Source organism: Acidipropionibacterium jensenii (assembly GCF_005890135.1).
Lineage (GTDB): Bacteria > Actinomycetota > Actinomycetes > Propionibacteriales > Propionibacteriaceae > Acidipropionibacterium > Acidipropionibacterium jensenii.
This window is the reverse complement of sequence record NZ_CP040635.1, coordinates 1,921,894-1,935,621: the sequence shown is the minus strand read 5'-3', so window position 1 is coordinate 1,935,621 and position 13,728 is coordinate 1,921,894. Positions and strand designations below refer to the sequence as shown.

General features: G+C 69.6%; 10 protein-coding genes. 1 reads left to right on the top strand and 9 read right to left on the bottom strand.

Annotation, left to right across the window (positions count from 1 at the left end; genetic code table 11):
• Window positions 1-23 precede the first annotated feature (23 nt).
• The 9 genes from FEZ32_RS08560 to FEZ32_RS08520 form a co-directional block, all read right to left on the bottom strand.
• Window positions 24-971 (bottom strand): RNase H family protein, encoded by a 948-nt coding sequence (locus FEZ32_RS08560; RefSeq protein WP_028702889.1) that lies wholly within the window; start codon window positions 969-971, stop codon window positions 24-26.
• Window positions 968-1,408, bottom strand: coding sequence for a cytidine deaminase (locus tag FEZ32_RS08555; protein ID WP_138680900.1), 441 nt, complete (start codon window positions 1,406-1,408; stop codon window positions 968-970). Before FEZ32_RS08555 ends, FEZ32_RS08560 begins: the two co-directional genes overlap by 4 nt.
• Before the next feature lie 38 nt (window positions 1,409-1,446).
• Window positions 1,447-2,817, bottom strand: coding sequence for an ABC transporter permease (locus tag FEZ32_RS08550; RefSeq protein ID WP_138680411.1), 1,371 nt, complete (start codon window positions 2,815-2,817; stop codon window positions 1,447-1,449).
• On the bottom strand, window positions 2,814-4,145 hold the full coding sequence (locus tag FEZ32_RS08545; RefSeq protein ID WP_138680410.1) for an ABC transporter permease: 1,332 nt from the start codon (window positions 4,143-4,145) through the stop codon (window positions 2,814-2,816). The genes FEZ32_RS08550 and FEZ32_RS08545 overlap by 4 nt, the downstream gene beginning before the upstream one ends.
• Window positions 4,132-5,754: an ABC transporter ATP-binding protein gene (locus FEZ32_RS08540; protein ID WP_051238238.1), complete on the bottom strand. Its 1,623-nt coding sequence runs from the start codon at window positions 5,752-5,754 to the stop codon at window positions 4,132-4,134. The genes FEZ32_RS08545 and FEZ32_RS08540 overlap by 14 nt, the downstream gene beginning before the upstream one ends.
• Window positions 5,755-5,883: 129 nt before the next feature.
• Entirely contained in the window at window positions 5,884-6,996 is a 1,113-nt protein-coding gene (locus FEZ32_RS08535) for a BMP family lipoprotein (RefSeq protein WP_161626005.1), read from the bottom strand.
• 263 nt (window positions 6,997-7,259) lie between these two features.
• A complete protein-coding gene (locus FEZ32_RS08530) occupies window positions 7,260-8,495 on the bottom strand; it encodes a phosphotransferase (RefSeq protein ID WP_138680409.1) in 1,236 nt (411 codons plus the stop codon).
• A gap of 5 nt (window positions 8,496-8,500) precedes the next feature.
• Complete coding sequence (locus tag FEZ32_RS08525) at window positions 8,501-10,030, bottom strand: hemolysin family protein (protein WP_084149314.1); 1,530 nt, start codon at window positions 10,028-10,030, stop codon at window positions 8,501-8,503.
• Between the two features lie 336 nt (window positions 10,031-10,366).
• Window positions 10,367-12,607, bottom strand: a complete 2,241-nt coding sequence (locus FEZ32_RS08520; RefSeq protein ID WP_138680408.1) for an NADP-dependent isocitrate dehydrogenase — start codon at window positions 12,605-12,607, stop codon at window positions 10,367-10,369.
• A gap of 229 nt (window positions 12,608-12,836) precedes the next feature.
• Here FEZ32_RS08520 and purU point away from each other — a divergent pair, with 229 nt between their 5' ends.
• Window positions 12,837-13,712 (top strand): formyltetrahydrofolate deformylase, encoded by an 876-nt coding sequence (gene purU / locus FEZ32_RS08515; protein WP_138680407.1) that lies wholly within the window; start codon window positions 12,837-12,839, stop codon window positions 13,710-13,712.
• Window positions 13,713-13,728: the final 16 nt, after the last annotated feature.

The window sequence follows — 13,728 nt, the reverse complement described above, 5'->3', positions numbered from 1 at the left end:
TCGGTCCGGCGCGGGGGCACCGATCAGCGGACCGGGGTCCCCTGGTGGAACCGCATCTGCCAGCCGTGAGCGCCACCGCGCTGCCAAATGGAGGCGCGCAGCACCACCCGCGAACCGCCCCTCTCCCGCCAGCGCAGCAGCACGGTGTCGGGACCCAGGTGCATCAGCCCCAGCACCTCGAACTTCGGCCGGACCTCCAGGGGTTTGAGGCTGGCCAGCATCCGCCCGCGGGTCCACAGCCGGCCGCTGGCGGCGTGCTCGACGAAGTCCGGAGCCATCAACTCCGCCATCCTGGCCGGGTCCGTGCGGATCTCATCGGAGAGGGTGAGCCGCTCCAGCCGGGTCAGCTCGACCAGCAGCTCCTGGTCGGGGGTCAGCGGGGTCTCCGGCAGCGCGAACAGGCCCTCCTGGTCGCTGCGCTGCCCCTGATCGGCGGGCCTCGAGCCGTCCCCGGTGCCTTCGTCGCGGTTCTGGCCCGGGTCGGGCTCCTCGGCGACCGGTCCGTGGCCGGTCATGCCCGGCCCGGCGTCGACCGGGGTGCCGTCGCGGTAGGCGGTCGCGGCCGCCCTGGCCCGGTGGTCGGCGGCCTCGTTCATCCGGTGGCCGGCATGTCCCTTGACCCACTCGAAGGTGACATCGCGGCCGGCCAGCGCCTCGTCGAGCTGTTCGAGCAGGTCCCGGTTGAGGACCGGCTTGCCGTCGCGCTTCTTCCAGCCGCGCTTCTTCCAGCCCGGGATCCACCGGGTGCAGCAGTTGATGGCGTACTGCGAGTCGCACAGCACGGTGAGTGGCTCCTCGGCGTCGGCGACGGCGGTGGAGCGCAGCAGATCGAGGACGGCCATCAACTCTCCCATGTTGTTGGTTCCGCGCGGCCAACCGCCGGCCGCCCAGTGATCGTCGTCGATGTACCAGGCCCAGCCGGCCGGGCCGGGGTTGTCCAGGGAGGAGCCGTCAGCGGCTGCTGTGATCATTCGGGAGTCCCCTCGCGGTGTCCGGTCTCCTCGGCGGCACGTCGGGCGTCGAGGTTGGTGATGTCGAAGGCCTGGGGCAGGACCTGGCTCATCGGGAGCACGCCGAGCGGGGTGTCGACCAGAAGTCCGGCCCCGCCGTGCTCCCAGAGCAGCTGCCGGCAGCGCCCGCAGGCCATGATCGCCGCACCGGAGGAGTCGACGCAGCAGAACGCCACCAACCTCCCGCCACCGCCGGCGACAAGGCTGCTGATCAGCCCGCACTCGGCGCACAGGGTGACGCCGTAGGCGGCGTTCTCGACATTGCAGCCGACCACCAGCCGGCCGTCGTCCACCAGCCCGGCGGCCCCGACTCGGTAGTGGGAGTAGGGGGCGTAGCCGTGCTCGCAGGCGGCCCGCGCCGCCCGGTGCAGCCGCTGCCAGTCGATTCCCTCGCTCATCATCCTCCGCTCTCCCGCCTCGCCGGTGCGGCGATCGGTCACTCCTTGATGAAGGGATCGCCGTCAGCGGCCGGGGCCCGCACCTTACCGACCAGCCCGGCCACCGCGACAATCGTGGCCAGGTAGGGCAGCAGCAGCAGGAACTGGCTGGGCATCGGCGTCCCCAACGGTCCCAGCTCGGTCGACAGCTGGGTGAGGAAGGCGAAGAACAGCGCCATCAGGGCGGCCAGACCCGGCCGCCAGCGGCCCATGATGAGGGCGGCCAGGGCGATGAAGCCGTTGCCGACGGTGATGTCCTTGGAGAAGGAGCCGACGGTGCCGATCGTGAAGTAGGCACCGCCCAGTCCGGCCAGCACGCCGCCGGCCAGAACGGCCGCCCAGCGGATCCCGGCGACCGAGATTCCGACGGTGTCGGCGGCCTGGGGGTGCTCGCCGACCGAACGCACCCGCAGTCCCCAGCGGGTATGCCACAGCAGCAGGTAGACCAGCGGGATGCAGCACACCGCGACGTAGACGAGGATCGTCTGGTCGAACAGCACCGAGCCGACGAAGGGGATCTTCGACAGCCCTGGGATGGCGATCTGGCCCATGATCGGAGCGGTGTTGTACTTCTCGGTGTCCTGGCCCATCAGCTGGTTGTAGAGGAAGCCGGTGAGGCCGGAGGCGAACAGGTTCACCACGACCCCCATCACCACCTGGTCGACCAGGTACTTCACGGTGAACACCGCGAGCAGGGCCGCCATCGCAACGCCGGCGATCACCGCCGCGATGATGGCCGCGGTGATCGACTGGGTCATCGAGCCGACCAGCGCCGAGGCGAAGGCCGCGGTGAGCATCTGGCCCTCGATGGCGACGTTGACGACCCCGGATCGTTCGCACATCACCCCGCACAGGGCGCCCAGGATGAGCGGGGTGGCCAGGGCGATGGTGCCCTGGAGCTGGCTGGCGACCTGGAAGGGCAGCTCATGGCCGGCCGCCGCCCAGGTGAGGAAACCGACCACGATGGCCACCCCGGCGACCACCGCCGAGGTCCGGGAGATGGCCCGGTGGGAGCGGCCCAGGAAGAACCCGGCCGCGGCCAGTGCGCACAGCAGTCCCGAGACCAGCACGACGGGGACGCCGGAAACCCCCAGGGTGCCCAGCTTGTGGGTCGACAGGGCATCGGCGAAGGAGAAGTGGGCCCGGCCGGTCGTCATGGTGGTCAACCACAGCAGGACGACGGCCATCAGACCGATCAGGACCGAGGTGGACAGCCGGTGGGTGCGCGCCTCCCGGGACTCGATGTGGACCAGTGAGATCTCATCGGCGGCACCGTCCCCGGAACCGTCCGGGACAGGGGGTGCGGCCACCCCGGCGCGCACCGGGTCGGACTCGGCGGGGCGAGGCAGGCGGATCTTGTCGGGGCTCATGCCAGTGCTCCCGTCTTCGGGTCGGACCCGGGCTTGGTGCTGCGTTCCCGTCGTCGGTCATGAGCGGTCTTGAGGAAGGGCAGGATCGTCTTGACCAGCATCGGCGCGGCCACGAACATCACGATGACGGCCTGGATGACGCTCACCAGGTCCAGCGGGGTCTGGGCCAGGGCCTGCATCCGCAGGCCGCCCTGGCTCATCGCCCCCCAGAACAGACCGGCCAGCACCACGCCGAGCGGCCTGGACCGGCCCAGCAGGGCGACCGTGATGGAGTCGAAGCCGATCGATCCGACCAGTCCGATGGACAGCTGGGTGGGGGTCGCTCCCGAGATCGGACCCAGGGCCACCTCCACGCCGGCGAATCCGGCCAGCGCACCGGAGATGATCATCGTCACGGCGATGATCCGGTCGACCTTCATGCCGGCGGTCGCCGAGGCGTTCGGGTTGGCCCCGACGGCCTTGATGTGGAATCCGAGCCTGGTGCGGTCCAGCAGCCACCAGGTGGCCACCGCCAGCAGCAGGGCCAGGAAGAAGCCCAGGTGGAGCTGGGACCCGGCCAGTCTCGGGAAGGTGGCCGCCCAGTCCACCGGCGGGGCGATCGGATCGGTGCGCCCGGGCATCTGGAAGGCGCTGGTGGTGAGCAGCCAGGCCAGCAGGCCGGAGGCGACGTAGTTGAGCATGATGGTGACGATGACCTCATTTGCTCCCGCCTTGGCGCGCAGGACGCCGGCGATGCCGCCCCAGACGGCGCCGCCGAGCAGTCCGGCGATCATCGCCAGGACAAGATGGGGAACCAGCGGGAGGCTGTGGAAGTTGAATCCCACCCACGCCGCGAGGGTGGCCCCGGCGATCGCCTGGCCCTGACCGCCGATGTTGAACAGGCCGGCCTTGAAGGCGAGGCCGATCGCCAGGCCTCCGCAGATCAGCGGGGCCGCCTGGGCGGTGGTGGCGGTGATCGCCGTCCAGGACCCGAAGGCTCCCTGGAACAGCGCCACGTAGGCGCCCGAGACCTTCGCCCAGGAGCTGGTGATGGCGTCGGGGCGGCTGAGGACGTAGGACCACTGCTTGGAGATGTCCGGGTCGGCGACCACCATCACCACCGCGGAGACGATGAAGGCCATCACGAAGGCCGCCACCGTCACCCACAGCTCATTCCACGGGAACCCGCTGCGCGCCCGGCTCTCCTGGGCGGCGACGATCTCGTGGCTGGTGACCGGGGCGTCGGTGGGGACCTCGTCCACCACGGACTGGTCCAGCGGGGCGACCTCCTCGGGGGCCGCGTTCTCAGACCCCTCGGGTCCGGGGTTCGGCGTCTCACTCGTGCTCATCGATGACCTTCTCAACGTGATCGTGCCCGTCAGCATCCTGCCGGGAGGAGGTGGCGCCGTCGAGCGCCTCCTGGTAGCTTGCGCCGGCCATCATGAGGCCGAGGACGTCGCGCGGGGTGCCCGCGGGCACCACCCCGACCACCCTGCCGCGGTACATCACGGCGATCCGGTCGGCCAGCGCCTCGATCTCGTCGAGCTCGGTGGAGACGATGAGCACCGCGGTGCCCTTGTCCCGCTCGGAGACCAGGCGGCTGTGCAGGAACTCGATGGCGCCGACGTCGACGCCGCGGGTCGGCTGGGATGCCACCAACACGCTGAGGTCACGGGACAGCTCGCGGGCCAGCACCACCTTCTGCTGGTTGCCTCCCGACAGGGAGCGCACTGGGAGATTCACCGAGGGGGTCCGGATGTCGAACTCCTCGACCCGGGCGACCGCGTTGTCGTGGATCTGTCCGAGTCTGAGGTTCCCGGCCCGGGCGAAGTCCTCGACATGGTTGAGGACCAGGTTCTGGGCCACCGTGTACTCGCCGACGAAGCCGTCGCGCTGGCGGTCCTCGGGGACGAATCCGAGGCCGGCCCGAATGGTTTGTCCGGGGTCCATCTGGGCGGTGGCCACCCCGTCGATGCGGATCTGCCCGGTGGTGGGACGCACGGTGCCCAGCAGGGCCTGGGCCAGCTCGGTCTGGCCATTGCCCTGGACGCCGGCGATGCACAGGATCTCTCCCCCGGCCACCGACAGCGAGACGTCGTCGACCATCACCGCCCCGGTGTCGTCGGCCACCGTGAGGTGGTCGATCTCCAGTCTGGTGTCCCCGGGGTGCGCCGGCTCCTTGTCGACGACCAGGTTGACGGCCCGTCCGACCATCATCTCGGCAAGCTCCCCCTCGGAGTTCTGGGGTTGGGCCTGGCCGACCACCCGACCGCGACGGATGACGGTGATGTCATCGGCGATCGCACGGACCTCGTGAAGCTTGTGGGTGATGAAGACGATCGCCCGGCCCTCGTCGCGCAGGGTTCTCATGACCTCCATCAGCTCCTCGATCTCCTGAGGGGTGAGGACGGCGGTCGGCTCGTCGAAGATGAGGAACCGGGCGTCATTGGCCAGCGACTTGAGAATCTCCACGCGCTGCTGGACGCCGACCGGCAGGTTCTCCACCACCGCATCGGGGGCGACGTCCAGGTGGTAGCGGCTCGACAGGTCGCGGACGGTGGCGCGGGCCCGGCGCATGTCGAGCACCCCGGCGCGGGAGGGCTCCCGGCCCAGGATGATGTTCTCGGCGACCGTGAACACGTCGACCAGCATGAAGTGCTGGTGAACCATCCCGATACCGGCCGCCATGGCCTGCTTCGGGTTGTCGAAGTGCTTCTCGACGCCGTCGATGTAGATCGACCCCTCGTCGGACTCCAGGAGTCCGTAGAGGATGTTCATCAGGGTCGACTTGCCCGCCCCGTTCTCCCCCAGCAGGCAGTGGATCCGCCCCGGGACGACGTCGAGGTCGATCTGGTCGTTGGCGGTCAGTCCGCCGAACCGCTTGGAGACTCCGCGCAGGCTGAGCCCCTTGGCCACCGGTGGGGCCGTCGTCGAGTCCTGGGTTGTGACATCTGCCACGGGGAGATCCTTCCACGCTCAGTCGGACCGGCCCCTGACCCGGGAACCGGAGGCGCCATCAGATCACCGGCCGGCCCCGCCTCGTCGACGGGGCCGGCCGGTGATCTGCGGGCTAGTTGCGGTACCTGGTCACTTCTTGGGCTGGGCCGTCGAGGTGATCTTGATCGCGCCCGAGCCGATGTCGGACTTGATCTTGGTCAGATCCGCCTTGAGATCGGCCGGGATCTTGGAGTCGAAGGTGTGGAAGGGAGACAGTCCGGTGCCGCCGTCGGCCAGCGAGCCGACATAGGGTGTGCCGGAGAAGGATCCGTCCTTGGCCGCCTTGATGGCGTCGTAGACCGCCACGTCCATGCCCTTGTACACCGAGGTGATGATGCTGGAGCAGTAGTTCGGCTGGGTGTTGCAGCCGTCGGCGTCGACCCAGATCGCGTTGGCCTTGCCGCCCGAGGACTTCACCACCTGGAGAGCACCGTTACCGGCATTGCCGGCCACCGGCAGGACGATGTCGGCGCCCTGGTTGATGAGGGTCTGGGCGGTCGTCTTGCCACCGGCGACGTTCTGGAAGGGGTTGGGCTGGGGGACGAACAGGCCGTCCTGCTTCTTGGCGTCCCAGCCGAGCACCTGGACCGACTTCTTCTTCTGGGTGTTGTAGTAGTCGACACCCTGGGCGTAGCCGTCCATGAAGATCGTCACGGTGGGGATCTTCATGCCGCCGAAGGTTCCGACCTTGCCGGTCTTGGTGAGGGCGGCCGCGAGGTAGCCGGCCATGAAGGAGGACTCGGCGGTGTTGAAGATCAGCGGCTTGAGGTTCGAGGGAGCGCCCTCGGGCTGGGAGTCGACGATCGCGAAGTCGATGTTGGGGTTGGCCTTGGCGGCAGCCACGGTCGCCTTCTCGAGCAGGAAGCCGACCGAGACGATGATGGTGCACTTGGCGTCGACCATCGACTGGATGTTGACGGCGTAGTCCTTGTCGTCCTTGGACTCCACCTTGGCGGTGTTGATCTTCAGATCGGTGGCGGCCTTCTCGAGGCCGGCCAGAGAGGTCTGGTTGAAGGACTTGTCGGTGAACCCGGCGGAGTCGGAGACGATGCATGCCTTGAAGTCGCCGGAGGCAGGCTTCCCGGAGGCCGACGCGGCCGGGGATGCGCTGCTGCTGGACTGGTCGGGTGCCTGGGCACACGCCGACAGGGTCAGGGCCATGGCCGAGAACACGGCCGAGGCTGCGAGGGCTTTCTTCTTCACGGACTGCCTCCTGGAGCAGGACGAAGATCATGGAGCGGTCGCGTTGACGTCACCGACGCGAGGCGGTCAAAACTGTAGACCACCTGCCGTGTCGACGGTGGCCCAACAGCGGTCGCAGCGGGCAAGCGTGACCATATCGTCACAATCTGATCCGGAGCCGGGTCGGCCGGTCGCTCCGGAGCCGGGGACGGCTGGTTCCCGGGCGGGGTCGGCTGACCCCCGGCCGGGCGAGGGTCGGCTCCGTGCCGAGGTACCCGCGACCCTCAGACGACCTGGCGGACCAGGGCCTCGGCGGCGTCCAGGATCATCACGGTCTCGTGCTCCCAGTGCGGCTCCTGGCTCCGGTAGGGGCCGGTGGCCAGCGAGATGATCACCGCCGCGGCGCGCAGTCTCAGCTCGGTGGGGTCCACCCGTTCGTCGAAGACGGGCACCCAGGTGCGGATGAGGTGGTGCACCCGGCTGGCCTGCTGGGCGTCCATCCGCTGGATGGTCGACAGGTGGGCGACCATGCAGGCCAGGTCGTCGGCCCGCCGGCCGGGGCCGATGGTGTCGACGTCGAGGATCCCGCAGACCCTTCCGTCGGCGACATGGACCTGGCCCTCATGGAAATCCCCGTGGGTGGCCTCCTCGCCACGGGGGATGGCGGACAGTCCCTGACCGATGGTCTGCGACATCCAGGCCAGCCGGCCGGCCTGGGAGGGCATCGCCGCCGAGACCATCTGGACGTAGTGGTTGACCGCCTCGCTCCACGGCGGGCGACGCTCCAGTGCCGCGACCGAGATCGGCATGGTGTCCAGGACGCCGATGAGATTCGCGGCGGCGCACGGTTCCACGGGGTCGAAGACCGCCCGGGCCAGTGGCCGGCCGGGCAGTTCGGCCAGGATGAGCAGGTTGTCGTCGGTGGTCCCGGCGATCTCCGGGGCCGGGACGCCGGCGTCCAGCAGGATCCGGTGCCGGTGGAGGACGTCGGCGAACAGGGTTCCCCGCAGCACCTTGACGTAGAAGGTGCGGCGCGGGTCGGTGACGTCGACACGCACCACCGCCCGGCGTCGCGGCCGGTAGCCGATCATCCGCAGACTCACCTGCCCCGGGCTCACCGGCCGTCCCACCAGCCCCAGGCTGGTGATGAGCTCGGCCATCCGGTCGGGATAGGCGGCGCGGGCCAGGCCGGGCAGGTCCGGGTCGTTCGGGTAGAGCCAGACCGCGACCTCACGGTCCCCGTCGGCGAAGATCTCGGCATTGCCGTCACTGGTGGCCGGTCCGGAGCTGCGAGCGCTGACCCCCAGCAGTTCGGACCGGGTGCCGTAGGACCAGGTGACGGTGGCCAGGTAGGTCGCGGTGGTGGACAGGCCGGGGTTGGCGTCGACGTGGTCCAGCCGCCAGGAGTCCAGGTGCCCGCCGGCATGGTCGACGGCGGCCCGCAGGAGACTCTCCACGGCAGGGGTGGTGAGCAGCGTCGAGCCGTCCGGGTCGGGTCCCGGGACAAGATGGCCAGTCATGGGTCTCACCTCCCCGTCGGATCGGGCCCGGTTCCTTCTCCTTCTATTCTGCCCGCCGTCGCCGTCTCCGAGGGGCTGTGGGCGACAGTGCGTGCGGACGCAGTGCCTCCCTCGGCAGGAGGTGTCGTGACTCGAGTCGTGGCATGAGTCTCCGTGACCGGGGCTGCCGTGACCGGGGTTGCCGGCTCTGCGGCCGGCTCGTCGAGGTGACGCATGTCCAGCCATGCCGCACGCCGGCCGTCCACCCCGGTGACCGTCATCTCGATATTGGCCGCCGTGTCGGTCGGGGCGGGCTGCTCGGAGGTCTGCGGAGCATCGACCTCGGTAAGGTGGACGCGGATCTTGGCGCCCTTGACCGGCACCTTCCCGTACCGTGACATGAAGTAGCCGGCCACCGTGTCGTAGGGCCCCTCGGGCAGCACCAGGCCGGTCCGGTCGGCGAAGGCCTCCAGCGTCATCAGGCCGTCGATGTCGCGCATCCTCACGTGCATGGCGTCGGAGGGGGCCACCGTGTCGTACTCGTCGGTGATCTCACCGACGAGTTCCTCGACGAGATCCTCCAGGGTGACGATTCCCGCGGTGCCGCCGTACTCGTCGAGAACCACCGCCAGATGGGAGCGACCACGGCGCATCGCCGAGAGCGCCTTGAGGGCCTTGACCGAGTCCGGCAGCGAGCGCACCGGGCGGACCAGCTGGATCACCTTGGAGTGACGCTGTGCCGGATCCAGCGCGAGAAGGTCTCGGACGTGGACGAAACCGGCGATCCGGTCCACCGATCCGTCGGTGACCGGGTAGCGCGAGTGGGACCCCTCCCTCACCAGGCTGGCCGCCTGGGCCGCAGACATGTCCCCGGCCAGGAACTCGACCTCGGTGCGCGGCACCATCACCTCGCGCAGGGAGCGCTCCCCGGCGTGGAACACCTCGTCGAGGATGCGTCTCTCCTCGGGACCCAGGGAGGCCGAGGAGACCACCATCGAGCGCAGCTCCTCCTCGGTGATCTCCTCGCGATCCGCACTCGGATCACCGCCCAGCACCCGCACCAGGGCATCGGTGGAGACCCCCAGGAACCAGATGATCGGCCGGAAGACCTTCGAGATGGCGTTGGTCAGCGGTCCCAGCACCAGCGAGAACCCCTCGGCCCGCTGCATCGCCAGCCTCTTCGCGGTGAGCTCGCCCAGCACGATCGACACATAGGAGATGACGATCGTGGTGAGGATCAGGGAGAGCGTGGAGGCCACCGCGGCCGGGACCCCCCAGCGCACGAAGACCGGGTCGAGGTGCCGGGCGAGGGTGGCTCCGCCGAAGGCCGAGGCGAGGAATCCCGACAGGGTGACGCCGATCTGGACCGAGGAGAGGAACCGGTTCGGGTCGGCGACCAGATCGGCGATGGCCCGGCCACGGGTCCCCCGGGTGGCGGCGAGCTGTTGAACCTGTGACTGGCGCAGGGTGACCAGGGCCATCTCGGCGGCGGAGAACACCCCGCCGACGATCACGAAGACCAGGACCAGGATGACATTGCTGACGATCTCAGACATCCGCCCGTCCCCTCAGAACCGTGCCCACGGCAGTCTCGTCGAGGGCCCCGGATGCGACCCCGCCACACTCAGTCCGGCAGCGCCGGGACACCGCGAGTCCCTCGCTCGTCCCGGGGCAGGAGGTCCCGCGAGGGTGCACTCCACGGCTCGGCGGAGCCCACCGCCCCGCTCCCCCGCCGTCCGAGGTGTCCCGCTGACCGCTGCCTGATCGTCCCACGGCCCCAAGACTATGGACGACCGACGAGTCCGACCAAGGTCGGCGCCCTCCGGGGTGGTGCGCTCCCCCGGACCGGCGAAGTGCGCCACCCCGGAGGCCGGGGTGCCCGGGGTCTCGGATCAGTCGGCCTGGTCTCCGCTCAGGGTGCGGTTGAGGACGCCGTCGACGACGGCGTTGAAGGTCTCGCTGGGCCGCATCGCGGCCCGCGCGCGGTCGTCATCCATCCGGTAGTAGCCGCCCAGATCCACCGGATGGCCCTGGACCGCCAGGAGCTCGGCGAGGATCGAGTCGGTGTGGTTGTCCAGGGACTCGGCGGTGCGCCCGAAGCGGCCGGCGAGCCGGGCGTCGTCGAGCTGGGTGGCCAGCGCCTGGGCCCAGTACAGGGCCAGGTAGAACTGCGACCCGCGGTTGTCGATCTGGCCCAGCCGCCGGGCCGGGGAGCGGTCGTTCTCGAGATAGGCGCCGATCGCGGTGTCCAGGGTCTTGGCCAGGACCGCCGCCCGGGTGCCCTCGGTGGTCCGCCCGATGTGGTCGAGGCAGGCCTGCAGGGCACAGAACTCGCCCAGCGAGTCCCAGCGCAGGTAGTCCTCGGCGATGAACTGGGCGACGTGCTTGGGGGCCGAGCCGCCGGCCCCGGTCTCGAAGAGGCCGCCACCGGCCAGCAGCGGGACGATCGACAGCATCTTCGCGCTGGTGCCGATCTCCAGGATCGGGAACAGATCGGTGAGGTAGTCGCGCAGCACATTGCCGGTCACCGAGATGGTGTCCTCGCCGCGCCGGACCCGTTCCAGGGTGTACTTCATGGCGTCGGCCGGGGGCAGGATCCGGATCTCCAGGCCGGTGGTGTCGTGCTCGGGCAGGTAGGCCTTCACCTTCTCGATGACCAGCCTGTCGTGGGCCCGGTCGCCGTCCAGCCAGAACACCGCGGGAGCCCCGGTGATGCGCGCCCGGTCGACGGCCAGTCGCACCCAGTCGCGCACCGGGATGTCGCGGACCCGGCTCATCCGCCAGATGTCTCCGGCGGCCACCGGCTGGCTGACCCGCACCTCGTCACCGGAGCGGACCTCCACCCGGCCGGGTCGATCGAGGATGAAGGTGGTGGCGTGGGAGCCGTACTCCTCGGCCTTCTGGGCCATCAGGCCGACATTGGGGACGTCTCCCATGGTGGCGGGGTCCAGGGCGCCGTTGGCCCGGCAGTCGTCCATGATCGCGGCGTAGATGGTGGCGTAGCTGCGGTCGGGGATGACCGCGAGGGTCTGCTGCTGCTCGCCGCGCGCGTTCCACATGCAGCCGGAGTCGCGGACCACGGTGGGCATCGAGGCGTCGATGATGACGTTGTTGCCGGCGTGCAGGTTGCTGATGCCCTTGTCGGAGTCGACCATGGCGAGCGCCGGACGGGCCGCGAAGGCTGCGTCGATGGCCTGGCGGACCGCCTCGGCGCGGTCCTGCGGGAGGGTGTCGACCTTGGCGAGAAGATCGGCCAGACCGAGATCGGGGTTGACCCCGACGGTGGCCAGGTCCTCTCCGAAGCGGTCGAAGACGTCGGCCAGGAAGGTCCGCACCGCGTGGCCGAACAGCACCGGGTCGGAGACCTTCATCATGGTGGCCTTGAGATGGACCGACCACAGCAAGTCCTCCTCCTTGGCCTGCTGGAGGGTCTTCTCGTAGAACTCGTCGAGGGCGGCCACCGACAGGTAGGTGGCGTCGACGATCTCCCCGTCGAGGACCTCCAGGCCGTCGGCCAGCACGGTCCGGGTGCCGTCGTCGCCGACGTGGACGATGCTCAGCGTCTCCCCGCCGGAGACGAAGGAGGTCTCGTGGCCGTAGAAGTCGTCATCGGCCATGTGTGCGACACGGGCCCTGTTGTCGGGGGTCCAGGGCCCCAGGCGGTGCGGGTGGGCCTTGGCGTAGGCCTTCACGGCGGCCGGCGCCCGGCGGTCGGAGTTGCCCTGGCGCAGCACCGGGTTGACGGCCGATCCCAGCACACTCGCGTACCGGGCGGCGATCTGACGCGAGGCGTCGTCGGGATGCTCGGGCAGATCGGGGATGTCGAACCCCTGGGACTGCAGCTCGGCGATGGCGGCCTTGAGCTGGGGAACGGATGCCGAGATGTTGGGCAGTTTGATGATGCACGCGGTGGGGTCGGCGGTGAGGGCGCCGAGTTCGGCCAGGTGGTCGGGAACCTGCTGATCGGCGTCGAGTCGCTCGGGGAACTGGGCGAGGATCCGGGAGGCCAGCGAGATGTCGCTGGTGGTGACCTCGACACCGGAGTCGTGGAGGAATCCCTGCACGATCGGCAGCAGCGAGTAGGACGCCAGCGCCGGCGCCTCGTCGATCCTGGTCCAGACAATGGTGGCCATAGGTGATGCTCCTTGCAGTCGTGGGTCGGTCGAGGGCCGATCAGACTCCGCGTCGACGGTCGTCGTGGCGGCTCGGACGGGATGCGGTCTCCACCACCGGCCCAGCGACACCAGCGGTCCGTCCCGGGCCTCAGGCTACCCGTGCGACGCCGCCCGGCGGGGAGTCGTCGTCCATCAGCTGGGATCGGGCACTCTTGTCGGACCGCCGCCAGACGATACGGTGTGGGCCGTGACCAACCCCCTCCCCCTCACCCGTCGCAGCGATGACGAACTCGTCGTGACCTGGCAGTGCCCCGACCGGCCCGGCATCGTCCATGCCGTCACCGGAGCCTGTGTCAGCGCCGGCGGCAATCTCACCGAGCTCCAGCAGTTCTCCAGCACCGACACGGGTCGCTTCTTCATGCGCCTGCAGGTTCGCGACATGACCTCGGCCGAGTATCTCACCGCGGCCCTGCGCGGCATCGCACCGGCCTTCGACGCCACGGTCAGCGTGGACCACCTGGGCCGACCGCTGCGCACCCTGGTGCTGGCCTCCAAAGCGCCCCACTGCCTGTCCCATCTGCTGTTCAACCGGCAGGCCGGCCGGCTTCCCCTGGACGTCGTGGCGGTGATGGCCAATCACCCGGACCTGGCAGACCTGGCCGCCTTCTACGGCGTGGACTTCGAGCACCGCCAGATCACCAGGGAGACCAAGGCCGAGTTCGAGAAGGAGGTCCTGGACACCGTGCGGGACCGCCGTGTCGAACTGGTCGTGCTGGCCCGCTACATGCAGATCCTGTCCCCCGAGCTGTGCGAGGCGCTGGCCGGCCGGTGCATCAACATCCACCACTCCTTCCTGCCCGGGTTCAAGGGGGCCAGTCCCTACCGTCAGGCCCACGAGCGCGGGGTCAAGCTGATCGGCGCCACCGCCCACTTCGTCACCGACAATCTCGACGAGGGCCCGATCATCGAGCAGAACGTCCAGCGCGTGGACCACTCGCAGACCGTCGCGCAGCTCACCGCGATCGGTCAGGACACCGAGTCGACGACTCTGGCGGAGGCGGTGCGGCTGTTCTGCGAGCACCGGACCTTCGTGGACGGTCGGCGCACGGTGATCTTCCGGTAGCAGGGATCTTCCGGTA

Excerpts from the sequence above, each read along its gene's own strand:
- FEZ32_RS08530 (WP_138680409.1), bottom strand. The coding sequence starts at position 8,495 with ATGACTGGCCATCTTGTCCCGGGACCCGACCCGGACGGCTCGACGCTG.
- FEZ32_RS08520 (WP_138680408.1), bottom strand. The coding sequence starts at position 12,607 with ATGGCCACCATTGTCTGGACCAGGATCGACGAGGCGCCGGCGCTGGCG.
- FEZ32_RS08550 (WP_138680411.1), bottom strand. The coding sequence starts at position 2,817 with ATGAGCCCCGACAAGATCCGCCTGCCTCGCCCCGCCGAGTCCGACCCG.
- FEZ32_RS08560 (WP_028702889.1), bottom strand. The coding sequence starts at position 971 with ATGATCACAGCAGCCGCTGACGGCTCCTCCCTGGACAACCCCGGCCCG.
- FEZ32_RS08555 (WP_138680900.1), bottom strand. The coding sequence starts at position 1,408 with ATGAGCGAGGGAATCGACTGGCAGCGGCTGCACCGGGCGGCGCGGGCC.
- FEZ32_RS08545 (WP_138680410.1), bottom strand. The coding sequence starts at position 4,145 with ATGAGCACGAGTGAGACGCCGAACCCCGGACCCGAGGGGTCTGAGAAC.
- FEZ32_RS08525 (WP_084149314.1), bottom strand. The coding sequence starts at position 10,030 with ATGTCTGAGATCGTCAGCAATGTCATCCTGGTCCTGGTCTTCGTGATC.